The sequence below is a fragment of the Kineothrix sp. IPX-CK genome, from assembly GCF_039134705.1.
GTDB classification, from domain to species: Bacteria; Bacillota; Clostridia; order Lachnospirales; family Lachnospiraceae; genus Kineothrix; species Kineothrix sedimenti.
On record NZ_CP146256.1, the window covers coordinates 845,730 to 871,198 of the forward strand.

General features: G+C 44.1%; 21 protein-coding genes and 1 other annotated feature. Of the genes, 19 read left to right on the forward strand and 2 right to left on the reverse strand.

Annotated features, from left to right (window positions below):
* Positions 1-10: 10 nt before the first annotated feature.
* From V6984_RS03950 to glf, 5 genes are all read left to right on the forward strand, one after another.
* Positions 11-1,474: a flippase gene (locus V6984_RS03950; protein ID WP_342758509.1), complete on the forward strand. Its 1,464-nt coding sequence runs from the start codon at positions 11-13 to the stop codon at positions 1,472-1,474.
* Complete coding sequence (locus V6984_RS03955) at positions 1,458-3,779, forward strand: hypothetical protein (protein WP_342758510.1); 2,322 nt, start codon at positions 1,458-1,460, stop codon at positions 3,777-3,779. Before V6984_RS03950 ends, V6984_RS03955 begins: the two co-directional genes overlap by 17 nt.
* A gap of 2 nt (positions 3,780-3,781) precedes the next feature.
* Positions 3,782-4,768: a glycosyltransferase family 8 protein gene (locus V6984_RS03960; protein WP_342758511.1), complete on the forward strand. Its 987-nt coding sequence runs from the start codon at positions 3,782-3,784 to the stop codon at positions 4,766-4,768.
* A 176-nt stretch (positions 4,769-4,944) separates the two neighbouring features.
* Positions 4,945-5,283 carry a transcriptional regulator gene (locus tag V6984_RS03965; RefSeq protein ID WP_342758512.1) on the forward strand — a complete coding sequence of 113 codons (339 nt, stop codon included), beginning with the start codon at positions 4,945-4,947 and terminating at the stop codon, positions 5,281-5,283.
* 31 nt (positions 5,284-5,314) lie between these two features.
* Positions 5,315-6,427: a UDP-galactopyranose mutase gene (glf, locus tag V6984_RS03970; protein ID WP_342758513.1), complete on the forward strand. Its 1,113-nt coding sequence runs from the start codon at positions 5,315-5,317 to the stop codon at positions 6,425-6,427.
* 104 nt (positions 6,428-6,531) lie between these two features.
* Here the strand turns inward: glf and V6984_RS03975 are convergent, their stop codons facing one another.
* On the reverse strand, positions 6,532-7,557 hold the full coding sequence (locus V6984_RS03975; protein ID WP_342758514.1) for a LacI family DNA-binding transcriptional regulator: 1,026 nt from the start codon (positions 7,555-7,557) through the stop codon (positions 6,532-6,534).
* Positions 7,558-7,767: 210 nt separating this feature from the next.
* Between V6984_RS03975 and V6984_RS03980 the strand changes: the two genes are divergently transcribed.
* From V6984_RS03980 to V6984_RS04000, 5 genes are all read left to right on the forward strand, one after another.
* Entirely contained in the window at positions 7,768-9,057 is a 1,290-nt protein-coding gene (locus V6984_RS03980; protein WP_342758515.1) for an extracellular solute-binding protein, read from the forward strand.
* Between the two features lie 72 nt (positions 9,058-9,129).
* Complete coding sequence (locus tag V6984_RS03985; protein WP_342758516.1) at positions 9,130-10,017, forward strand: sugar ABC transporter permease; 888 nt, start codon at positions 9,130-9,132, stop codon at positions 10,015-10,017.
* A gap of 42 nt (positions 10,018-10,059) precedes the next feature.
* Positions 10,060-10,884, forward strand: a complete 825-nt coding sequence (locus tag V6984_RS03990; RefSeq protein WP_342758517.1) for a sugar ABC transporter permease — start codon at positions 10,060-10,062, stop codon at positions 10,882-10,884.
* Positions 10,885-10,927: 43 nt separating this feature from the next.
* A complete protein-coding gene (locus V6984_RS03995; RefSeq protein WP_342758518.1) occupies positions 10,928-12,592 on the forward strand; it encodes a glycoside hydrolase family 13 protein in 1,665 nt (554 codons plus the stop codon).
* 227 nt (positions 12,593-12,819) lie between these two features.
* Positions 12,820-14,454: an acyl-CoA carboxylase subunit beta gene (locus V6984_RS04000; RefSeq protein ID WP_342758519.1), complete on the forward strand. Its 1,635-nt coding sequence runs from the start codon at positions 12,820-12,822 to the stop codon at positions 14,452-14,454.
* A gap of 129 nt (positions 14,455-14,583) precedes the next feature.
* On the opposite strand, the gene fliD is transcribed toward V6984_RS04000, so the two are convergent.
* Positions 14,584-15,900 carry a flagellar filament capping protein FliD gene (gene fliD, locus V6984_RS04005; protein ID WP_342758520.1) on the reverse strand — a complete coding sequence of 439 codons (1,317 nt, stop codon included), beginning with the start codon at positions 15,898-15,900 and terminating at the stop codon, positions 14,584-14,586.
* Between the two features lie 309 nt (positions 15,901-16,209).
* On the opposite strand from fliD, the gene rpmG reads away from it, so the two are divergent.
* From rpmG to V6984_RS04050, 9 genes are all read left to right on the forward strand, one after another.
* Positions 16,210-16,359 carry a 50S ribosomal protein L33 gene (rpmG, locus tag V6984_RS04010; RefSeq protein WP_031391007.1) on the forward strand — a complete coding sequence of 50 codons (150 nt, stop codon included), beginning with the start codon at positions 16,210-16,212 and terminating at the stop codon, positions 16,357-16,359.
* A gap of 30 nt (positions 16,360-16,389) precedes the next feature.
* A complete protein-coding gene (gene secE / locus V6984_RS04015) occupies positions 16,390-16,599 on the forward strand; it encodes a preprotein translocase subunit SecE (RefSeq protein ID WP_031391006.1) in 210 nt (69 codons plus the stop codon).
* 15 nt (positions 16,600-16,614) lie between these two features.
* Positions 16,615-17,130, forward strand: coding sequence for a transcription termination/antitermination protein NusG (gene nusG, locus V6984_RS04020; protein ID WP_342758521.1), 516 nt, complete (start codon positions 16,615-16,617; stop codon positions 17,128-17,130).
* Between the two features lie 155 nt (positions 17,131-17,285).
* The gene (gene rplK, locus V6984_RS04025) at positions 17,286-17,711 is read left to right on the forward strand and encodes a 50S ribosomal protein L11 (RefSeq protein ID WP_031391004.1); all 426 of its coding nucleotides are present in this window, start codon (positions 17,286-17,288) and stop codon (positions 17,709-17,711) included.
* Between the two features lie 59 nt (positions 17,712-17,770).
* A complete protein-coding gene (gene rplA / locus V6984_RS04030) occupies positions 17,771-18,460 on the forward strand; it encodes a 50S ribosomal protein L1 (protein WP_342758522.1) in 690 nt (229 codons plus the stop codon).
* Between the two features lie 155 nt (positions 18,461-18,615).
* Positions 18,616-19,875, forward strand: coding sequence for a CapA family protein (locus tag V6984_RS04035; protein ID WP_342758523.1), 1,260 nt, complete (start codon positions 18,616-18,618; stop codon positions 19,873-19,875).
* A gap of 67 nt (positions 19,876-19,942) precedes the next feature.
* Positions 19,943-20,096, forward strand: a sequence feature (ribosomal protein L10 leader region).
* A gap of 59 nt (positions 20,097-20,155) precedes the next feature.
* Positions 20,156-20,773: a 50S ribosomal protein L10 gene (gene rplJ, locus V6984_RS04040; RefSeq protein WP_342758524.1), complete on the forward strand. Its 618-nt coding sequence runs from the start codon at positions 20,156-20,158 to the stop codon at positions 20,771-20,773.
* Between the two features lie 63 nt (positions 20,774-20,836).
* A complete protein-coding gene (rplL, locus tag V6984_RS04045) occupies positions 20,837-21,217 on the forward strand; it encodes a 50S ribosomal protein L7/L12 (RefSeq protein ID WP_342758525.1) in 381 nt (126 codons plus the stop codon).
* Between the two features lie 317 nt (positions 21,218-21,534).
* Positions 21,535-25,404: a DNA-directed RNA polymerase subunit beta gene (locus tag V6984_RS04050; protein WP_342758526.1), complete on the forward strand. Its 3,870-nt coding sequence runs from the start codon at positions 21,535-21,537 to the stop codon at positions 25,402-25,404.
* The last annotated feature ends 65 nt before the right edge of the window (positions 25,405-25,469 follow it).

Genomic DNA, 25,469 nt, shown 5'->3' on the forward strand with positions numbered 1-25,469 from the left:
GATGTTATCAATGGGTTCACAAGTGAAGAAAAATTATATATATAATGTAATATACAGGCTTTCCATCTGCATTCTGCCGTTGGTTGTCACTCCTTATGTGGCACGTGTGCTGGGAGCGGAGCAGGTGGGGCTTTATGCCTTTTCCAGTACGGTGGCCTGCTATTTTATTATGTTCGGCAAGATGGGGCTGGATAATTATGGAAACCGGAGTATTGCATCCTGCAGGGATGATATAGAGAAGAGAAGCAGAGTGTTTTGGGGAATCTATACCATGCAGGTGTTTACCTCCATTATTTCCATTCTCATTTTTATCCTTCTCATCGTGACTGTTTTTAAAGCGGATAGTGTTGTGTATTGGATGCAGCTTATGTATGTGGGATCCATACTCTTTGACGTCAGCTGGTTCTTTTACGGCATGGAGCGGTTTCGTATTACGATGATTCGGAGTTTGATTTCCAGAACGCTCATTATTGCAGGTGTTTTTATATTCGTGCATTCGGAAAAGGATTTGTGGGTCTATACCTGCGTGATGAGTGCCTGCTTTTTGCTGGAGCAGATCCAGCTCGTTCCGTTTTTATTCCGGCAGATAAAATGGGTGCGCCTGAAGAAGGAGGATATCGTCTGCCATATCGTACCGAACTTAAAGCTGTTCGTCCCCTTATTAGCCCTTAGCAGCTACCATTGGATGGACAAAATCATGCTGGGTGTTATGACGAAAAGTACGGCCATCGTAGCGTTTTATACTTATGCAGAGAATATCATCAATCTGCCGAAGGGGATAATGTCCGCGCTGGATACTGTAATGCTTCCGAGAATTTCCAATCTGGTGGCGAACGAGCGGATCGAGGAGGGTCTACGGAAGATGAGGAATGCCATCCGGTTTAACAGCTTCGTGAGCTGTGCGCTGTGCTTCGGAATCGCCGGAGTCTCCCCGGTATTCATTCCGTGGTTTTTCGGAGAAGAGTATGTGCCGGCAATCGTGCTGACGATGGAGCTTGCGATGGTCATGATACCGATGAGTCTGGCCGAGATGGTGCAGACCCAATATTTGATTCCGTTCAAGCGGGAAAATATTTATATCCGTTCGGTAACGCTGGGAGCGGTTACAGATATCGTTCTCAACCTGCTGCTGATTCCGCCTTACGGTGCTTCCGGCGCGGTGATTGGAACCTTATGTGCAGAGATATTGGTCTGTGTTTACCAGATGCACTATATTAAGGATGTCTATCGACTCAGCCAGCTCATTAAGATGCTTTTGCCATTTATGGTCTGCGGAGGAGCCGAGTTTGCGGTGACTTATTCCATGTGCGGATTGAATATAAATCCGTTTTTGCTGCTTCCCATGCAGATTCTTGCGGGAGGTGCGGTATATCTGCTCGGCTGCGGAATCTACGTGATATTTATAAGCAGGGAGTACCGGAATGTGAGGGATATTATTAAAGGAGGGGATGCGGAAGGTGATAGTCGATACTAATGCCTATATATTGTCTATGATACTCGTTTTGCTAAGCTGTGCGGTCAGAGATTTTCTGATTCCGCTTTTCGTATGGAGAAATCATCTTAAGAACAAAAGCTATGCATACCGTTTCTGGTTCTGTGTGATTACGCAAGCCAGCCTTCAGATCAATCTCGTACTTCTTCTTGGCTTTTTGGATATATGCAACAGGGGAACGGTAATCGGCTGCAATATTGTCATTTATCTTCTGATTCTCTGGAACTTTTCCGACAAAAAGTTTTTTCGACGCATTAAGGAATGGTCTGACTCTTTCTGGGAGGCATATAGAAATAACAGACTGCTCATCTACCTTCTGCATGAGATCGCGGGATGGTGGAAGAAACTTATAAGAATGATAGGCGGCTGGATGGTTTGGCGCTATATGCTGAGGCACTGGCTGGAAACTCTTCTTATGGCAGGATTGATCGTATATAATATATGGTTCCTGACGCACAATGTTATGCTTTATCATTGCTATCAATTCTCCGATATACCGGTACATCAGTCTTGGATTTACGAGCTGGAGCAGGGGAACTTGTTTTCTGATGGAATATATCCTTTCGGAATGCATGCCATGACATACATCATACGCGTGCTGTTTGGACTGAATCTGCGCGAAATACTGCTCTACGCAGGAGCCTACCAGACGGTTCTGCTCTTCGTCGGGCTGTTTCTTCTGGCGAAAGAAATCTTCCATGGGAAATACACGCCGGTTACGGTAGTTGTGATTATCAGCTTTATGCTGAATCAAGGCCGTTATGCTGCTTCTCTTCCGCAGGAGGCGGGGATGTATGCGGTAGTAGGGATCGCTTATTTCATGATCAGGTATTTGCACGAGGATAGGAAGAAGTTCGTAATTGAAGGGGATTCCCGCCTTCGCAGAATATTCCGTGCAGGTTCCTATATTAATCGAAGGTATATCCGGTCGGAGGAGATTCTCCTAATGCTCTGCGTAGGTTTGGTCATCGCATACCATTTTTACACGGCGATTGCGGCGATTTTCCTCGTGGCGGCGATAGGCATCGGCTATATTCCCAGGATATTTAAAAAGCAATATTTTATTCCCTTATTATTTTGCGGCATTATGGGGGCGTTCATCGCGGTTCTTCCCATGGGAGCTTGTCTGGCGAAGGGAATCCCGTTTCAGGAATCCATGGCCTGGGCTACCAGTGTTATGACCGGAGAGGAATGGGTGGGAAGCGACCCTGATTACCAGTCGGAGCTGGCGGAAGCATTGGATAGGGATGACATAGGCGGTTCCCTGGATACTGATGAGGAGGCGGAGGAGGAAATAGAAAAGGTCAGGGTAGATTATTCTGTCATGACACCGGTAGAAATTCTCCGGTTTTATTTCAATGCGCTGATCAACTTCGGTATTCTTGCAATGTTCGGGTATGATGCGATTCGGCTTATGTTTATTTGTATGCTCTTTGGTGCTGTCTGTGCGGTACTCTTAATGCTGTATGGCAGGACGAGATGTTATGGGCACGATTATATGGCGATGATCATTAACATGATTATCCTCTGTACATTGGGAGCGGCACAGCAGTTAGGGCTGATGGAACTGATCGCGGCGGCGAGAGCCTCTACCTTTGCCGAGCCCTTCATCGGCTTCATCTACATGCTGCCTGTGGATTTTGCATTCCGTGTTTTGGGGGGGTGGAAGAATAAGTATTACCGGGCCGTTTTAAATGCGCTTTCGGCAGCAGTCTGCATAGGGGCTGCTTATATGATCGTTACCTTAGGCTGGTACCATTCCTTCTTCGATGTCAATCAGGCGTATTATAACGAGTCGGAATACCTGCTTAGGAACATAAAGAAGTCCTATGAAAAGAATACCTTTACCATCGTATCGCCCACGGACGAATATTATGATGTGCTAGATTACGGCAGGCATACCCAGCTTTCGGAATTTATCAATATGGTAAATAAGAATCAGGAAGCCTTTACCTTTCCTACGGAATATGTTTTCTTCTTCATAGAAAAAAAGGTTTTACAGGACTATTTCTATGGACCGGTAAATGTAGATTTGAAATATGCGGCGATGGACTTCGTTTATTTCGCCAATACGCAGGATTATTATTTCGAAAGGGCGACGATAGAGTCCCAGGCATATTATTGGGCGCTGAAATTTAAACAGATGTATCCCCGAAACTTCAAGGTCTATTACGAAGATGATATTTATATCGCTTATATCATGAAACAGAATCCTTACAGTCCTTATGACCTGCAAGTAGATTATTTGGCGGATTATGAGAATGTGATAGAAGAGAATGGGTGGTAAATATGACAGATGAAAAAAAACTAAGCGTCGCATATGCGGCTGATGATAACTATGCAAAATATCTGGGCATTTCCATGCTGTCCTTATTTCGCTCGAACGAGGGCTTCGAGGAGATAGAAGTTTTTGTACTGGATTGCGGAATATTAGAGGAGAATAAGAATAAGCTCGAATCCATCGCAAGGCAGTATTGCAGAACGATTGGATTCATTTCCATGGAAAGGGCGGTGTCCAGTCTGGATCTGCACATGGGAGCCAGGAAAATATCCATCGCCTCCTATGCAAGGCTGTTTCTTGCGTCGATTCTGCCAAAGAGTTGTACGAGGGTGCTGTATTTAGATTGCGACACTATCGTGCGGGGTAAGATAGATGAACTTTGGAATGCTGACTTAGAGGGATATCTGGTGGCAGGTGTGAGGGATACGGTAGACAGCTTTTTCCTGAAAAAAATCGGGCTGGATAAGGAGGAATACTATGTGAATGCCGGAATCCTGCTGATCGATCTGGAGGGTTGGAGAAGCGAAGGACTGGAACAGCGGTTCACAGAGTTCATCCGGCAGTTTGACGGCAATGTGCCCCATCATGATCAGGGTACCATTAACGGTGTATGCAGAAAGCGAAAGCTGGCAGTGAAGCCTGGATTTAACGCGACCTCCAACATTTATTCCTTTTCTGCGAAGACGATACGCCGCATTTATTTCATGGAGAGTTTTTATTCTCAGGAAGAACTTGACGAGGCGAAGAGCAATCCGGCGATCCTTCATTTTACTACAGGCCTTGTAGGCAGGCCGTGGGAAGAGAACTGCACCCATCCGATGAAGGAGGAATATTTTAAAGCGGCAGCAATCTCTCCGTGGAAGGAGGATCCGCTTCTGCCGGATGGCAGAAAGCCCTCGGTAAAAGCGTTTTCTTGGTTTTACCGCCATATGCCGCTGGTTCTCTCGGAAGCGGCATACAGGTCTGTCTGCTGGCTGTCACATATTAGAGAATAAACATGAATATGTAATTATTAAATTTTTATAACATATTTTGCAAACCGATGACCAAAAAACGTATATATGTTATAATGTAAAAGCTCTGGAGGATGTATACATGTATGCCAATGGGGCAGAATAGATGAAGGAACGAACATAAAAACACGAACAGAAATATAGGAGGATGTTTAGGTATGATAAAAGCAGAAATATTAAAAAAAGAAATTTTGTCACAGTACAAAAGTGTGCGGCAATTTGCAATCGAGATGCAGATTCCTTATAGTACTTTAGTTACGGCTCTTGATAGAGGAATCGAAGGAATGGCATATGGAACAGTAATTAAGATGTGCGATAAGCTGAATCTTAATCCGGTAGATTTTTCCTCCCTTGAAAAAGGGGCGGTGCTCGGCGAGAAGATTCTGGAGAACCGTGTCATGCAGTATTATGTGAAGCTGAATAAGACGGGACGTAAGAAGGTTCTTGAACTAATGGAGGACTACGTACAATTAGAAAAATATCAGATGAAAGAGTAAAAAGGCTGCAGTTTGCCTATGAGGAAATTTCATGTATTACGATTACTTGGTAGTGGGTGCCGGTCTATTCGGGGCCGTATTTGCCTGCGAGATGAAAAAGCATGGAAAAACGTGTTTGGTCATCGATAAGAGGGAGCATATTGCGGGAAATATTTATACAGAAAAGGTGCTTGGAATTAACGTTCACAAATATGGAGCACATATTTTCCATACTTCCGATAAAAGAATATGGGATTATGTAAACCAGTATGCCCAATTTAACAGATTTGTGAATTCTCCGGTGGCGATATACAAGAATGAATTATATAACCTGCCGTTTAACATGAATACGTTCAGCAAGATGTGGGGGGTGCGGACCCCGGCGCAGGCTAAGGAGAAAATAGAATCCCAGATTGCCGGCCTGAATATCGGGCAGCCTTCGAATCTGGAGGAGCAAGCCTTATCCCTGGTAGGACGAGATGTGTATGAAAAGCTGATCAAAGGTTATACCGAGAAGCAATGGGGTAAGGACTGCAAGGATCTGCCGGCATTTATTATCAAAAGACTTCCTCTCAGATTTACCTTCGACAACAACTATTTTAATGATTTATATCAGGGAATTCCTGTGGGCGGATATACGTCGATTGTGGAAAAGCTTCTTGAGGGAATCGACGTGCGTACCGGTACGCAGTATAGGGCATTTTTGAAAGAAAATGAGCTGTCAAAGGCAGTTTCCTTCGGAAAGGTGCTTTATACCGGCATGATCGATGAGTATTATGATTATCGTCTGGGCACTTTGGAATACCGTTCCCTGTGTTTTGAAGAGGAGCTGCTTTCCGAATGCGATAATTATCAGGGAAATGCGGTAGTTAACTATACAGAGCGGGAAATTCCGTATACGAGGATCATCGAGCACAAGCATTTCGAGTTCGGTACTCAGCAAGGAACGGTCATTACGAGAGAGTATCCGGCTGAGTGGAAACCCCAGGACGAACCCTATTATCCGGTGAACGATGCGAGAAACGACGAGTTGTTCAAACAATATGAAGAGCTGGCGCATCAGGAGGAAAACGTATTGTTCGGCGGCCGCCTGGGACAGTATAAGTATTATGATATGGATAAGGTAATTGCTCAGGCTCTCGCTATGGCGGAGGAACAACTGTGAAGCAGAAGGGTCTGAATGTGGAATTAGAAATAAAGTTAAAAAGGATAATTATCGGAAGAAACGCTCCGGTAATTATTTTTTTTGAACATAAGAACAATGTACTGTTATTGCTTTCGCAGGGGCTGCGTGGACTGCCCTTGTATCAGAATAGGGAGTGTCGTATAGCTTTGTACAAATAAAGAAGGGTTTTTTAATTTTCTCAGCATAATGTCTCCCGCTTGTATTCCCATGTCGTAAACGTTAATATCAATGACGGTAGGCTTGGGAAAGATAATGTTGGAATAAGGATAAACGTCAAAAAGAAGCAGCGCAATTTCATCGGGTATTTTTAACGATAGGTTTTCTATGGCTTTTACAACGCCGAGAGCAATCGTATTATTTTCACAGACTATCGCACGGGGAGGGCGGCGGTCTGTCAGCATGGAATAGGCGGCTTCATAGCTTTCGGTTATGGAGGAGTCGGTATATCCTATATGAGAAGCGGGGATATAATATCCGTAATCATACATGCCTCCCACGAATCCCTTTAGCCGCTGCGTGGATATGTAGTCGGTCTTTTTCCCGCCGATAAAAGCCACGCTGCTGTATTCGCATAAAAGCATATGCCTTGCCGCAAACTGACCAGCCAGAGCATGGTTGGGATCTATCCAGCAAAGGTTGCTTTCGAATCCGGGATGACCAATAATAATATGTGGGTAATCCTGTTCTGTAATTAGCTTGGAAAGGTCTTTCGTTACGGCGGAACCGTGAATAATCAAACCGTCGGAATATTTCCCGTCAATGACATTGTGCACGCTTTCGCCGGGGAAAGCCTCGTCGGAGGTATCTACAAGCGTTAAGGTATAGCCATGCTTTGTCAGTTCCTTATGCACGCCGCACATAATATCGAACATATGGGGATTGCGGTACGCTTCATCCTTGCCGAGGGATGTAAGATATACAATATTTCTGGTGGATTTTCTGGCAAAGCTGACAGCACGTGCATTGGGAGTATAGTTTAATTTTATAATGGCAGCATTAACACGGGCGGTTGTATCGGATGAAATCGTGGTCCAATGGTTTAATACCTTGGAGACGGTGGAGGTAGAAACTCCCGCTTCTTTCGCAACATCATGGATAGTGACAGGCATATGAAAGGTGCTCCTTAAAATTATTTACAAATTTAATGTTATAGTATAGCGTTTTCCTAACAAAGTCAAACAAATCATACAAAAGACTATTGTGAATAAGAGAAGAAAATGGTAGAAATAACTTAAACAATTGTTGGAATACATAGTAAACAAAAAATCTTTAGGAAAATTTTCCAAGAAATAAAGAGATATAAGAAGGGAGAAACAAGAATGAAGAAGAAAATTAGTTTGATGTTATGCGGACTGCTTGCTGCGGGAGCGTTATTCGGTTGTGGGAACTCAGCGCAAACAAGCAGCGCAGCGGTTGATAATGAGGCAACTAAGGAAGAGGAAAGTACACAGGGGGTAGAGACGAGCAATTCGGGAGAGCCGGTGGAAATCAGGATATGGCATGACAACGACGAAGCAATTATGAAGACAATCGAAACCAGAGTGAATGACATGCTGGCAGATAAGCTGATTACCGTTAGCTTCGAGAAAAAGAGCGGAATCACAGATCAGCTTAAGTTGTATGGGAACGATGCGGTAAACGGCCCTGATATGTATTTCTTTGCCCATGATCCTCTGGGAACTTTTGTGGAGATGGGTGTTCTTGCACCGATCAAGGATATAACGGATGAAGATTTAACGAAGGATCTGCTGCCTATGTCGGTAGAAGCGGGTACCTATAAAGGGGAACAGTATTTTATGCCTGTTTACTTTGAGACCTTGCTGTTTTTATACAATAAGGAACTTTGGAATGGCGAAGTGCCGGATTCTACAGAGGAGCTCTATGAGTATATGAGTGCGAATACAGATGCAGCAGCTGGAACTTATGCGTTGGTCAATCAACATTCCGGTGCGTACAATGTAGCGCCTTTTATTAACGGATTTGGAGGCTGCATTATAGATAAAGACGGGAATCCGGGATTAAATAAGCAGGAAACAAAGGATGCGATCGAATATAACAAAAAGTTTGCCGCTTTGCAGGCTGACGGAGATTATAATACGGTAACGACATTATTTAATGAGAAGAAGGCGGCGGCAATTATCGGAGGCCCTTGGCTTATCTCGGGAATCAAGGATGCGGGGATAGATTTGGGAATCAAAGCGCTTTCCGATTTCACCCTGCCTAACGGAAAGACTTTGGCACCCTATTCCGGTGTACAGGGAATCAGTGTGCTGAAATATGCGGCAGAGGGTAAAAAAGAAGCAGTAGCAGAGGTCTTGAAAGCGATATCCGCGCCGGAGGTAGGAATTGATCTTGCGAATATTTCTAATTGTGCGCCCGTAAACATTACGGCATACGAGAATGAAGATGTTGCAGGCAATGAAATGATTATGGCCATGAAGGCAACTGCGGAAATGGCACAGCCGATGCCGAATATCCCGCAAATGAACGCAATGTGGGCACCGACAGAAGGCTTGCTTACGGCTGTTAACAAATCCGGAGAGGATGTAAATGAGGCAGCGGAAGAATACCAGAAGCAGGCAGAAACGGCAATTGCAGATATGCAATAGCAATGCGACAGAAAAAGAGACAGAGGATTGCTATGAAGCCGCAAGCTGAATAGTAACAACAGAGGCGAAAATATGAGAAGAAGTAATAAAATGTTACCCTGGATTTACACTTTGCCGGCACTTATATTGGTAGGAATAATAGTTGTATTTCCTATTATTTATACTGGCTACATTTCACTTACCAATATGAATCTGTACCATTGGCTTGATTTTGAGGTCATAGGTTTTTCTAATTATGGAAGGGCCTTGCTAAAGCTGGATTCCGGTTTTTTAAATGCTTTGCTTACAACGATTATATGGACTGTGGTAAATATAGTTCTTCAAGTGGTGCTCGCTTATCTTATTGCATTGGCGCTTAACGCGGAGGGACTTAAGCTCGGACGTCTGTATAAAACGTTTCTCATGTTTCCGTGGGCGATGCCGGCATATGTTTCGATCCTTTTATGGCGAGTAGGAATATATAATACGGAGTTTGGCTTGCTTAATAAGGTTCTTACAGCCGTAGGATTGGAAAAAGTAAACTTTTTATCAACTAATATGCCGGCATTTTTGTCCTGTCTTGCCCTGAATCTATGGATGGCCCTGCCCTTCATGATTATGATTATAGACGGCGCCCTGCAAAGTATAGACAAGAGCTATTACGAAAGTGCTCAGCTTGACGGTGCGGGATTTATAGCAAAGAACATTTACATCACGGTTCCGGCGCTTAAGGGTATTATTGCTCCGGCAGTTATTATGACAACATTTACGACCTTTAAGCAGTTTGATATTATTTACCTTTTAACGATGCAAAAGGGAGCATTGTCGGGGGCTTCGCTGCAGACGGTTATTACATATGCTCATCAAAATGCGTTTGTATCGAATAACTACGGCTTGTCTTCTGCGGTTTCAATTATTATTTTTGTGCTTATTATAGGATTTTCACTGGGAACGAATAAAGGACTGAAAGAGGAAGATTAAAGGAGTATAGTTATGAAAAAAATAAGCTCAAAAAAAATGAGAATGAAATTAAAGTTAATAGCGTTGAATATCATATTGATTTTACTATGCTTTTTAGGGCTGATACCCATTTTATATGCACTTTCCTTATCCTTAAGCGGCGGCGGCGGTGCCTTATCGGCTGAACTTTCTCTGCTGCCGGAGAAGCTGACTCTGGAAAATTACAGAAAGATTATTGTGGAAGAACCCTTTTTTACATGGCTTTCCAATTCGGTAATATTAAGCGTGGCTACCATGAGAATAGCCATAGGCTTTGCTGTAGTTGCTTCCTATGCCTTTTCAAGGTTTAAATTTAAGGGGAGAAACGGTATTCTTAAGCTTTTACTTGTGCTGAATGCTTTTCCGCAGATACTTTCCATGTTTGCCATATTCAGGCTGTTTAAAACAATGGAAATGCTGGATTCGAAAATAGGGCTTGTTGTTATCTATGCGGGAAGTATGTGTATATTCAGCATTTGGAACATGAAAGGGTACTTTGATACGATTCCGATAGAAATAGAGGAAGCATCGAGAATTGATGGGGCGGGAGATTTTCAGCTGCTATGGAAAATAGTCTTACCTCTTGCCATGCCTGCAGTGGTTGTGACTGCAGTTATGGTGCTTATATCTGTATGGAATGAATATTTATTTGCAACAACTTTTATGATGAATGAAAAAAGCTATACACTGGCAGGAGGACTGTATCAATTGCAGTCGAATGATTACGGCAGGAGCTGGCCGTTATTTTCGGCAGCCGCTATTATGGTATCGATGCCGATTCTGATCGTATTTTTCTGCATTCAGAAATACATGGTATCGGGGCTGACGGCCGGTGGAGTAAAGGGTTGAAAGAATTTCCTCTTTCAACCTATGAGAGGAGAACTATACAAACATGAACAAAAGCGCAATTTTACATATACCGCTTTCCCAATATGCATTTGCTTCCGGAGAATTCGAGCTGACGATCAGGATACGCACAGGAAAGCAGGATCTGACGAAATGTACACTCTATTATGCAGACAGGGCGTGCGGAAGTGTACCGATAGAATTCCAAAGTGTACTGATGGAAACGGTGTATTCGGATGAACTGTTTGATTATTATGAATGCGTGGTTAAAAGCCCGTATAGCAGAGTATGCTATTTTTTCAAATTGGAAAAGGACGAGGAATGGATATATTATTATGGCGATGAATTCAGGGAAGAAATGGCGGACATAAAGCTCGACGGATTTATGATAGATGGGAGAAGCGAATATTACCAGTATCCTTTTTTGCTTAAATCGGAAATCTATAAAGAGCCCGAATGGTTTAAAAATGCCTTAGTCTATAATATTTTTCCGGACAGCTTCGCGACGGGAAAGGGCTATATAGAAAAGATGCCAAAAGAAATAGAGGCGTCTGACAAGAAGAAATGCAAGTCCAGACTAGGTGGAACTCTTAGAGGAATCATGGAAAATCTGGATTATATTAAGGAACTGGGTTTTGACTGTTTGTATTTGAATCCGATTTTTGTGGCGGGAGAATGTCACAAATATGATATCAGAGACTACTGTCAGATCGATCCCTGTTTTGGAACGAATGAGGAGTTTCGAGAGCTGGTAGAGAAAATACATGAACGTAACATGTATATTGTTATCGACGGAGTATTTAATCATTGCAGCTGGGATTTCTTTGCGTTTGAGGATGTTGTTGAAAAAGGAAAGAAATCCCGCTATTGGGACTGGTTTTACCGTCTGGAAGAACCGGTTGTCCGACCGAAGGATGAGACGACGATTCCGGGTTATGCCAGTTTTACCTATGAAAGGAAGATGCCCAAATTAAATACTGCAAATACTGAAGTGCAGGAGTACTTCTGCAATGTTTGCAGTTATTGGCTGAAGGAATACCGGGTAGACGGATGGCGGTTGGATGTGGCCAATGAAGTGGACAAGAATTTTTGGCGCAGATTCCGCAAAACGGCAAAGGAGATAAATAAAGATGCGGTTTTCATTGGGGAGGTATGGGAGAATTCCGAAGTCTGGCTCAGGGGAGATATGTTCGATTCTACTATGAACTATGATTTCAGGAGGCATTGCAGAGACTTTTTTGCATTGGGCAACATAGATAAAGACACATTTGCCGGACAAATAACATCTATGTATCTCCGTTATTCGAAGGAGGTTGCCGAAGGACAGCTCAATATTTTAGACAGTCATGATGTTCCCCGTTTCCTGTCCTTGTGCGGAGGAAATATGAAGCGATGGAAAATGGCGGTCTGCTTCCTGATGATGATGCCCGGAGTACCATGCATTTTTTACGGAGATGAAAGAGGCATAGAGGGAGTAGCCGAGAATGAATACAGGAAGGCTATGCCCTGGGAATATGAGGAGGACCGGACGGGAGAGGACTCTCCTGAGAATATTATCAAAGAATTGGCAGATTTCAGGAAGAAATACATAAAACCGGGGGATGGATTTCAGATTCATACAACCGGGGAAAAGCTGATACTGAATAGGGGCGAAAAAATAGAAGCCATCTTTGATATGGAGAAAGAGACATGTGAATGGAGTTATAAATAAAAGAATAAAAAATAAGTAAAAACGGAAAAAGCATATACTGGGCGATGTGAGACCGAGTGTATGCTTTTTTGTCTCTGTTTATTAAGTTTTCAATTTATTGAATAAAAAAGCTCTTGAAAAAATGAAAAATGGTGCTATAATATTCCTAAATACTTTGAATATCAAAATATTATAAAATCAAATTAAAAGAGATCCAATGAAATTAGATGAAAAAGGAGTATTATACGATGGGCAACAGAAGTTGGGACGAAGCGATAAAGGATTTGGAGGTACGCCGCGAGAAGGCTGCGCTTGGCGGCGGTACTGCTAAAATCGAAAAACAGCACCAAAGCGGCAAGCTCACGGCGAGAGAAAGAATAGAAATACTTTTGGATAGAGGCACCTTTGTGGAAGTGGATGGTTTTGTAGAATCCAGAATCGATGATTTCGATCTGGATAAACGGCGGGTGCCGGGGGATGGTGTAGTGACGGGCTATGGAGAAATCGGCGGGCGGCTGGTATTTGTGGCGAGCGAGGACTTCACGGTGATCGGAGGAACATTAGGAGAGTACCATTCCTATAAGATCTGCCACATACAGGATATGGCAATGCAGATGAAGGCCCCGATTATCTGTATCAATGACAGCGGCGGAGCGAGGATCGAGGAGGGGATTTCATCACTCAGCGGATACAGCGGCATATTTTTGCGCCATACGAAGGCTTCCGGAGTGATTCCTCAGATTTCAGTCATTCTTGGTCCCTGCTCCGGTGGTGCATGCTATGCGCCTGCAATCTGTGATTTTATTTTTATGGTAAGTGATATCTCCAAGATGTTCATTACCGGACCTAATGTGGTAAAGACGGTTATCAACGAGGAGGTATCCGTAGATGAATTGGGTGGAGCACAGGTACACGCCAAAAAGAGCGGTGTCGCACATTTTGTTTATCAATCTGAGGGCGACTGTCTTATGGGAGTGAGAAAGCTTCTCTTTTATCTGCCGTCGAACAACAAGGAAATGGTGCCCGTCGTGAAGAATATAAAGGAGCGCCCTTCGGTTCTATTTAGCGTGAATAAGGTAATCGAGAAGTTCGGGAGTCTTGGAAAGACTTTATCGCAGGGGGAAAAAGACAAAGTGAACCGTATCAGAGAGATCGTGCCGGATAATTCCAGACGCGCTTATGATGTGAAGGAAGTGCTGGAATGCATCGTGGATGAAGGAAGCTTTTTCGAGGTGCAAAAGGATTTTGCCGCCAATGCTGTAGTCGGATGGGCGCGAATGGACGGGGAGGTCGTAGGCTTCGTGGCAAATCAGCCCAATATGATGGGCGGTTCCCTGGACTATCATGCTTCCGATAAGATTGCACGTTTTATTCGCTTCTGCGACTGCTTCAATATCCCGTTAGTAACCTTAGTTGACGTTCCGGCATTCCTTCCGGGGACGGAGCAGGAGCACAACGGAATCATAAGGCACGGAGCGAAGGTGCTGTACGCTTATGCGGAGGCCACAGTTCCGAAGATTTCCCTTATCATGCGCAAGGCCTACGGAGGGGCATATATAGCTATGAACTCCAAGGAAATGGGCGCGGACATGGTATTCGCATGGCCCATCGCGGAAATCGCGGTTATGGGTGGAGACGGCGCTGTAAATATTGCGTTCAAACGTAAAATCAAGGAAGCTCAGGACCCGCAGGCAATGCGCGAGCAATGCAAGCAGGAATACGAGGATAGATTCTTAAACCCTTATGTGGCAGCCGCGAGGGGATATGTGAACGAAGTGATTAAGCCGGAGGAAACGAGAGAGAAAATATTAAAGGCATTAAAGGCGCTGAAAAGCAAATCGGTGGAAAGCCCTTACAAAAAGCATGGGAATATACCTCTATAAATTGCCGGAGAACATGAACTGTTAAAGTCACTGAAAAGATGCGGTAAGGAATTCGAAATTCGTATTCCTTACCGCATCTTCTATTTTATTTTATAGGAAAGACCTTGTGATGTAAATTCACTTATATGATTAGCAAAAGTAATTGAACAACATCCCGGTATAAGCGCTCGTAATATAAGGAGTAGGATAATTCTTCCCTGGACTCTTATATGCCACGATAGTCTTATTCGCATAATTCATAGGATTGAGCGATATTTGGTCAGTCTTGCGGATTAAGGAATTGGCAAAATTCTTAATTGAGGAAAAATCCTCTTTGGCGTAACTGGATAAAACTGCCGAAGCCAATTCATCCTTATCGATATTAATCGTTCCGTTATCCTGAATCTTAAGACCGATAACGTCGAAGCTGCTCTGGTAACGGTCGGTAATTCCCTTCATCTCGCTTAACAAACGGCGGCTGCCGGAAAAATTGTCGGTATAGCGGGTCATATCCTCTATAAAAGAATTATAACTCTTTAAGAGCGCATTGATATTTTCTGTCAGGGATTCTACGTCCGTCTTTAAACCGATGGTAGCTGTCTGCCCGGCCATACCGCTGATACCTCTTAAGGTAACTTCATAAAGCCCATCGACAGTGAAGGTATTAGCGGTCGAAGTGCGAGGCATTCCGTTCAACAAAAATCCTGCATTGGAAGCCGGGCGTGCGAGATAATCCAGACCGAAATAAGAAACGGAACCGGAGCTCTTGCTCGTATGGTCGTCCGAAACAGTGAAGATGGAAGAACTGCCGTCCCTCAATCCCTCTGAAATAGAACTTAAACGAAGCGAGCTGTTGCCTTTGCCATCGTCGATGACATCCGCCCTCAATCCGATATCCGCATTGGTTATCAGCCTTGAAAGGCGTCTTTGAACCTCTCGGTTAGTTTCATTTTCTTTTATATTATACTGGAACTCGTAGTTCAAATCGTTTATACTGATATCGAAAGAATAGGTATCCGGAGAAAGCTTTGTCTTCGTGTCCGGAAGGAATACTCCGATATTGAACTGACCGGAGGCCAAAGAATTGACTTCAATATTATAGGAAGGAACTTCCTGATTCCCGGATGCTTCGATTTGCTCTCCGATGAAGGAAACGGAGACCATATCCTCGTTGCTGGAATAAGCGGCCTTTTTATTCAGGATTTTCTCCTCATCCAAGCCGCCTAAGGAAGCGATAGCGCTTCGAAGCGATCTGGCATCCTCCTTGATTCCCACCGCGAAGGTCTTGGCTTCTTTGCTGGTGTCGAGTTTGTACAGAGGGGCATCCTTATTCAATTTGACGATGGAATTGTATATGCTGCGAAGTTCGCTTTTCTTGTGTGTGTCAAAACGTGAATTCCTGTTAGACGCATAAGAAGTCAGATAATTATTATGAATATTGCTTAAAACAGCGCCGTTATATGCCATAATGTCCCCCTCCTTTCTCTTGATGTAATATCTACTTATTATATTATGAAAGCCTAAAATATGGCAATATACATAATATACAAATATAACGTTACTGTTCACTCCGTTTTCAGTAATGCATGAACAGTAACCATAATATATATCGGATGGGAAAAGTAAATTAAGAATAGATTTATATAAAAATAAATTAAAAATATCAGGACAAAAACCGCTCTAACCAGTTGACGATGCGGATTTCTTGTGTTATAGTTATCAAACGAGATTAGTTTTAGGTCTTTTTTTTATGCTCAAAAATTGGAGGAAAAATATATGCGTACGAGAATTACATTGGCATGTACGGAATGCAAGCAGCGTAACTACAATACAACAAAAGATAAGAAAGCACATCCGGATAGAATGGAGACAAAGAAATATTGTAGATTCTGCAAGACTCATACTATGCACAAAGAAACTAAATAATTGGCCCGTAATTTTTGAAAGGAGTACAATATGGGAGATTCCGCAAATACAGATAAAGCACCGAAGACGGATTTTTTCAAAGGTGTAAAAACTGAATTTAAGAAAATTACATGGCCGGATAAGGATGCACTTCTCAAACAGTCTACAGCAGTTGTCTGTGCCTCGGTTGTAGTAGGAGTAATCATTGCCGTACTCGATTTTATTATTCAGTATGGTGTAGATTTCATGACGACGTTATAGAGTGAGGGTGGATAAATGTCAGAAGCAAATTGGTATGTAGTGCATACCTATTCCGGGTATGAGAATAAAGTCAAAGCCAATATTGAGAAGACAATCGAGAACAGACATCTGGAGGAAGAGATTCTGGAGGTCCGTGTACCTATGCAGGACGTCGTGGAGATGAAGAACGGCGCTAAGAAGAATGTTCAGAAAAAGATGTTCCCGGGTTATGTTCTTATTAATATGGTAATGAATGACGACACTTGGTATGTCGTCAGGAATACGAGAGGTGTTACGGGCTTTGTGGGTCCGGGAAGCAAGCCGGTACCGCTTACGGAAGCAGAAATGAAACCTCTTGGCATTCGAATGGAAAATATTTCCGTGGACTTTGCGGAGGGAGATACGATTGCGGTCGTCGCCGGAGTTTGGAAGGACACTGTGGGCGTCGTACAGAGAATCGATTACGGCAAACAGACGGCTACGATTAATGTAGAGCTTTTCGGCAGGGAGACGCCGGTCGAGATTGGCTTTGCAGAAGTAAGAAGGATGTAAGCGATATTTTGTCGGAATTCTTTTTCCGATTGAAATATAAATCAGTAACATGAAAAGCCTTGGGGATTTTTTCAGGGCAGTGGGAGCATCATCCCATCGGTTTTTACCGTATGGAGGATGAAGCGCCAGACCACAATATTTTAGGAGGTGCCAAAATGGCAAAGAAAGTAGAAGGATATATTAAGTTACAGATTCCTGCCGGAAAAGCAACACCGGCTCCACCGGTTGGTCCCGCACTTGGACAGCATGGTGTCAACATCGTTGAATTTACGAAACAGTTCAACGCCAGAACAGCGGATAAGGGAGACACTATCATCCCCGTTGTTATTACGGTATATGCAGATAGAAGCTTCAGTTTTGTTACAAAGACTCCGCCTGCAGCAGTACTTCTTAAGAAAGCATGCAACCTTAAGTCCGGTTCGGCAGTGCCTAACAAGACGAAGGTAGCAACGATTTCCAAAGACAAAGTAAAAGAAATCGCTGAGCTGAAATTGCCTGATTTGAATGCGGCTTCTCTCGAAGCGGCTATGAGCATGATCGCAGGTACAGCAAGAAGTATGGGCATTACAGTAGAAGATTAATAACAAGTAAAAGTGGGAGGCAATGATGATTGCCGGTTGAACCATAGGAGGAATTGACAATGAAACATGGAAAAAAATATAATGAAGCTGCAAAGCAGGTAGACCGTTCCGTTCAGTATGAAGCAGCAGATGCGATCGCTCTTGTAAAAAAGACTGCTACCGCAAAATTTGATGAGACGATTGAAGTTCATATCAGAACAGGCTGTGACGGACGTCATGCAGAACAGCAGATTCGTGGTGCCGTTGTATTACCTAACGGTACAGGTAAAGAAGTAAAAGTATTGGTATTCGCAAAAGGAGATAAGGCTTCCGAGGCAGAAGCAGCAGGAGCTGATTTCGTAGGCGGCGATGAGCTTATTCCCAGAATCCAGAACGAAGGCTGGTTAGATTTCGACGTTGTTGTTGCTACCCCTGATATGATGGGTGTTGTAGGACGTCTCGGTAAGGTTCTCGGACCGAAAGGCTTGATGCCTAACCCGAAGGCTGGAACGGTAACGATGGATGTAACCAAGGCAGTTAACGATATCAAGGCTGGTAAGATCGAGTACAGATTAGACAAATCCAACATCGTACACGTACCGGTTGGCAAGGCTTCCTTTACGGAGGAGCAGCTGTCACAGAACTTCGGAGCATTGATGGAAGCTATTGTAAAAGCAAAACCGTCAGCATTGAAGGGGCAGTATTTAAGAAGCATTACGCTTTCTTCCACTATGGGACCGGGCGTAAAGGTTAGCGTAGCGAAGTTCTAATATGCGTTGTTTGTAGAGTTTGCAAGGGCTGCCGCACTAAGAGATTAGTGTGACAGCCCTTTTATATCATAGGAAAGACCTTGTTATTTTGACGTGTGAATGAATTGTGTTATAATTACATTGTTGCTATAAAAATCAGCAGGAGCTCATAACAGATGAAGAGAACCCGGAGAAGAAAAATTCACTTTCTGAATATCGTGCTAACCTTCTGGATAACCTTTGCCGGAGTGGTGATTGCAGGAGTTGCAGGAATATTGATATATAATGCCATTGTGGGGAAAGCAGACGCGGTGACACTTTCACCCTCCGGATTGTCGGAGGCCGTTTCGCATATGTTTTCGGAGAAAATACCGGAGGCGAAGGCAGGGGAAGAGGCGCTTACTCCAAGCGGACGCTATGGAGAGATCCTGGCGGATGAAGAGTATATGGCTCGGAACAATATTTATACGAAGGAGGCAGCATCGGCTGAAGAGGTAACGCTGTCCTTTGGCGGGGATATACTGTTCGATCCGAGTTACAGCGTTATGGTAAAACTGCTGCAGAGGACAAACGGCATCTATGACAGCATATCTGCGGAGCTGCTGGATGAAATGAAGAGCGCAGATATTTTAATGCTGAACAATGAATTCCCTTATTCCGACAGAGGAACGCCGACGCCGGAGAAACAGTTCACCTTCCGTGCAAAGCCTGAATCCGTAAGTCTTTTGGACGATATGGGGGTGGATATCGTATCGCTTGCTAATAATCATGCGTACGATTACGGAGAAACAGCGCTTCTGGATTCCCTGGATATTTTAAAAGAGGCAGGGATGCCCTATGTAGGGGCGGGCCGTAATCTGGAGGAAGCAGCAAAGCCTGTCTACTTCATTATCAACGATATAAAAATAGCATATTTGTCCGCTACCCAAATTGAGCGTCTGGACAATCCCGATACCAAGGGCGCGACGGATAACTCTGCGGGAGTATTCCGGTGCTGGAATCCTGAGGGCCTTTTGGAAGCGGTAAAGGCGGCGAAGGAAAACAGCGATTTTGTGGTGGTATATATTCATTGGGGAACAGAGAATACGGAGGAGCCTGACCCCGCCCAGCTGGATCAGGCACCGAAAATAGTGGAAGCGGGAGCAGATTTGATTATCGGCGATCATCCCCACTGTCTCCAGCCCATTCAATATGTGGATGGAGTTCCTGTGGTATACAGCCTCGGCAATTTCTGGTTCAACTCCAAACAGGTGGATACCTGCCTGGTAAAAGCCGCCATCGATGCGAATGGATTAAAAAGCCTTAAGTTCATTCCGGCCCTCCAAAAGGACTGCAGGACCTCTTTGCTGGAAGGGGAGGAAAAGGAAAGAGTACTTGCCTATATGCGCTCTATCTCTCCCGGTGTGAACATAGACGAAGAAGGATTTATAAATTAATATAGAATTTGAAAAAGTGTTGTCATAAAATGCTTGACAAAATGCGGAGAAATATATTATATTAATAAAGGTCGTTTTGACCGTGCCGAAGACAGTAGGTGCCGAATGTGAACAGTCATCTGTTCCTGCGGCGTAAGTGTATCGCCTACCGAGGAGAAGAGTTGATGATGTATTGTGACTTTAAACCTTTCTGTCTTCAGAGAGGTTTTTTATATGTATAAAACTCCTATCGGCAAGAAGAGGGCCAAAGCCCTTACAAATCTATAAGGAGGTAGAAAAAGTGGCAAAAGTTGAATTGAAACAACCCGTTGTAGAAGAAATTTCCGCAAACATTAAAGATGCGCAGTCAGTAGTGCTCGTGGATTACCGCGGACTTACGGTAGAGCAGGATACAAGACTTCGCAAGCAGCTTCGCGAAGAGGGAATTACTTACAAGGTTTACAAGAACACGATGATGAATTTCGCGTTTAAGGGAACAGACTTCGAAGCGCTTGCTCCGTATCTGGAGGGCCCCAGCGCGATTGCGATCTCTACAAGCGATGCTACGGCACCGGCTAGAGTACTGTGCAAATTTGCGAAGGAAGCAACTAAGCTCGAGATCAAAGGTGGTGTGGTTGAAGGTTCTGCATACGATGCGAACGGCATTGCCGAAATCGCTAAGGTTCCTTCAAGAGAAGAACTGCTCTCCAAGTTACTTGGAAGTATCCAGTCTCCGATTACGAACTTTGCTCGTGTCATGAACCAGCTGGCAGAAAAAGGCGGCGCATCCGCATGCGATACACCGGCAGCAGAAGAAGCGGCTCCGGCAGTAGAAGCAACAGAGGAAGCAGCACCCGCAGCAGAAGAAGCGCCGGTTGAAGAAGCAGTAGCACCGGTTGAAGAAGCTCCTGCTGAATAAGAAATAAAATCAGAAAATAAAAATTAATTGAAACTTACAAAATTATAATGGAGGTAAATGAAAATGGCAAAATTAACAGCTCAGGAACTTATTGAAGCTATTAAAGAGTTAACAGTATTAGAATTAAATGATTTGGTAAAAGCTTGCGAAGAAGAATTCGGCGTATCCGCAGCAGCAGGTGTTGTAGTTGCAGCAGCAGGTGCAGGCGACGGCGCAGCAGCAGAAGAAGAGAAGACAGAATTCGACGTTGAACTTACAGAAGTTGGCCCTAACAAGGTTAAGGTTATCAAGGTTGTACGTGAAGCTACAGGCCTTGGCTTGAAAGAAGCTAAAGACTTAGTTGACACTGCTCCTAAGATGGTAAAAGAAGCTACTTCCAAGCAGGATGCTGAAGACATCAAAGCGAAACTGGAAGCAGAAGGCGCTAAAGTTACAATCAAATAATTATATTTTACCAGAAGATATACAGCGGTATCCGAAAGTCGGATACCGCCCTTTTTATATAATAGGAAAACCTCAGATTTTCCTATTATATAAAAAGCAGTTCAGCAGAAACCGCAGTCGTATGAGCGGAACAAAAGCTGTGATGCCAAACATCAATTGTACGAGCGGATGGTACTTTTGTTCGCTAAAGTCCATTTGTCTTAATTTTTTCAAAAATTTCTTGACTATACAAAATTCTTGTAGTAGAATGGATGATGCACTATTGTGTTAAGGTGTGGATACTTTTAGTAAATTATAAAGAACGGGGTGAAATGTCAATGGAAAAGAACAGAATACGTCCTATTGCCTCAGGCAAGAACATACGTATGAGTTATTCACGGCAAAAAGAGGTTTTGGAGATGCCCAATCTTATAGAAGTTCAAAAGGACTCCTATAAATGGTTTCTCTCAGAAGGCTTAAAAGAAGTCTTTGACGATATATCTCCAATTGCGGATTATAGCGGACACTTAAGTCTGGAATTCGTCAGCTTCGAATTGTGTGAAGATGATGTTAAATATTCTATTGAAAAGTGCAAAGAAAGAGATGCGACTTATGCGGCACCGTTAAAAGTTAAGGTTCGCCTTTATAATAAGGAGAAAGAAGAAATCAGCGAACATGAGATTTTTATGGGAGATCTTCCGTTAATGACTGAGACGGGGACCTTCGTTATCAACGGAGCGGAGCGTGTTATCGTTAGCCAGTTGGTACGTTCCCCTGGCATTTATTATGCCATTGGACACGATAAGATCGGTAAGCGTCTGTTTTCTTCCACTGTTATTCCTAACCGTGGTGCATGGCTGGAATACGAGACTGATTCCAATGATGTTTTTTATGTACGTGTAGATAGAACGAGGAAAGTACCGATTACTGTATTGATCAGAGCGTTAGGAGTCGGTACCAACGATGAAATAAGAGAGCTTTTCGGTGACGAACCCAAGATTGAGGCGAGCTTTGGAAAGGACACTGCTGAGAATTATCAGGAGGGTCTGTTAGAGTTATACAAAAAGATCCGTCCGGGAGAACCTTTAAGCGTAGAGAGTGCGGAGAGTTTGATTACCGCAATGTTTTTCGACCCCAGAAGATATGATTTGGCGAAAGTTGGAAGGTATAAATTTAACAAAAAATTAGCATTGAAGAATAGAATCAGACATCACATCCTTGCAGAGGATGTAGTGGATGTGACTACTGGCGAAATCTTGGCGGCTGCCGGTACGAAAGCGACGGCAAAGCTTGCCGACGCTATTCAGAATGCAGCGGTTCCTTATGTATATATCCAGACGGAGGAGAAGAACGTTAAGGTTCTTTCCAATATGATGGTGGATATTACAAATTTCGTGGACTGCAATCCAAGGGAGCTTGGCATTTCAGAACTGGTATATTATCCCGTTTTGCAGCAGATTCTCGAAGAATACGGTGACGATCCGGAAGCTCTTGCGGATGCGATTAAGAAGAATGTACATGAACTTGTACCGAAGCATATTACGAAGGAAGACATTATCGCTTCCATTAATTACAATATCCATTTGGAATATGGTATTGGTAATGACGACGATATCGACCATTTGGGCAACAGACGTATCAGAGCGGTAGGAGAACTTCTCCAGAACCAATACAGGATCGGTCTGTCCAGACTGGAAAGAGTTGTTCGTGAGAGAATGACGACTCACGATTCGGAAGAAGTTTCTCCGCAGGTGCTCATTAATATTAAGCCGGTGCAGGCTGCCGTGAAGGAATTTTTCGGTTCCTCCCAGTTGTCCCAGTTCATGGATCAGAACAACCCTCTGGGCGAGCTTACTCATAAGAGACGTCTTTCTGCGCTGGGTCCCGGTGGTTTGTCCAGAGACCGTGCCGGATTTGAGGTCCGCGACGTTCATTATTCTCATTATGGAAGAATGTGCCCCATCGAGACGCCGGAAGGTCCTAACATCGGTTTGATCAACTCTCTCGCAACTTATGCGAGAATTAACGAATATGGTTTTGTGGAGGCTCCTTATCGTATTATCGATAGGTCCGATGCAGCTAACCCGCGTGTAACGGATGATGTCGTTTACATGACGGCAGATGAAGAAGATAATTATCATGTAGCTCAGGCTAACGAAGCGTTGGACGACAAAGGATATTTCATAAGAAATACTGTTTCCGGCCGTTATAAAGACGAAACGTCTGAATATCCCAAGGCTATGTATGAGTATATGGATGTATCGCCTAAGATGGTATTTTCGGTTGCGACGGCTCTCATTCCTTTCTTGGAGAATGACGATGCGAACCGTGCGCTGATGGGATCCAACATGCAGCGTCAGGCCGTGCCCCTTTTGACTACCGAGGCTCCTGCTGTAGGAACAGGTATGGAACCGAAGGCGGCGGTTGACTCCGGCGTTTGTATTGTTGCGAGGAAATCGGGCACAGTGGATTATGTATCCTCAAGGCTCATTAAGATGACTTACGATGATGGGGAGAGAGATGAATATCGTCTTACGAAGTTCTCCAGAAGTAACCAGTCCAACTGCTACAACCAGAAGCCTATTGTTTTTAAGGGCAACCATGTGGAAAAAGGTCAGGTAATTGCAGACGGTCCTTCCACTGCAGACGGCGAGTTAGCACTTGGCAAGAATCCCCTGATCGGTTTCATGACCTGGGAAGGCTATAATTATGAAGATGCTGTTCTTCTGAGCGAGAGGCTCGTACAGGAGGATGTTTATACCTCTGTTCATATCGAGGAATATGAAGCAGAAGCCCGCGATACCAAACTGGGCCCGGAAGAAATTACGAGAGACGTACCGGGCGTGGGCGATGATGCGCTGAAGGATTTGGATGATAGAGGAATTATCAGAATTGGTGCGGAGGTTCGCGCCGGAGATATTCTGGTAGGCAAGGTTACTCCTAAGGGAGAGACGGAGCTTACGGCGGAAGAAAGGCTTCTTCGCGCGATTTTCGGCGAAAAGGCGAGAGAAGTAAGGGATACCTCCCTTAAGGTTCCTCACGGTGAATATGGTATTGTTGTAGATGCCAAGGTGTTCACAAGAGAGAATGGCGATGAGCTGTCGCCCGGTGTAAATCAGGCCGTGCGCATTTATATCGCTCAGAAGAGAAAGATTTCCGTAGGAGATAAAATGGCAGGACGTCACGGTAATAAGGGTGTTGTTTCCCGCGTGCTTCCTGTAGAAGATATGCCTTATCTGCCTAATGGACGCCCTCTCGACATCGTGCTCAATCCTTTGGGTGTACCTTCCCGTATGAACATTGGACAGGTACTTGAAATCCATCTTTCGCTTGCAGCGAAGGCACTGGGCTTCAACGTTGCGACTCCGGTATTTGACGGCGCTAACGAGAACGATATTATGGATACGCTTGATCTTGCCAACGATTATGTGAATTTGACATGGGAAGATTTTGAGAAGAAATATAAAAATGAGCTGCTTCCTGAGGTAATGGAATATTTATCCGAGAACAGAGACCATAGAGCGCTTTGGAAGGGAGTTCCTATTTCCAGAGACGGTAAAGTAAGGCTGCGTGACGGAAGGACCGGCGAATATTTCGACAGTTCGGTAACTATCGGCCACATGCACTACCTGAAGCTCCACCACTTGGTAGATGACAAGATCCATGCCCGTTCAACGGGACCGTACTCTTTGGTAACCCAGCAGCCTCTTGGCGGTAAAGCGCAGTTCGGCGGACAGAGATTCGGTGAAATGGAAGTTTGGGCTTTGGAAGCATACGGCGCATCCTATACACTTCAGGAGATTCTTACTGTGAAATCCGATGATGTCGTAGGACGTGTAAAGACCTACGAAGCCATCATTAAAGGCGATAATATACCTGAGCCCGGTATTCCTGAATCCTTCAAGGTGCTCTTGAAAGAATTGCAGTCTCTTGGACTCGATGTTCGTGTACTCCGCGAGGACCAGAGCGAGGTCGAGATTATGGAGACCATCGATTACGGCGATACAGATTACCGCTATGAGATCGAAGGCGAATCCAGAGGCTATGATTATGAGAAAGAGCCATTGGGTTCCTTGGGATATCAGAAGCAGGAATTCGATGAGGACAGCGGCGAACTGGTAAGCTCCGACGACGAGGAAGATCTGGATGATGATATAGACTTGGAGTTAGAGGAAGAAGCTGAATTTGTAGAGTCTTTTGGTGAGTAAGACCATTGCCGAACGGCATCAATTGTCGCTATGAAGCTACAGGCTCAGTAGTGACATAATATCTG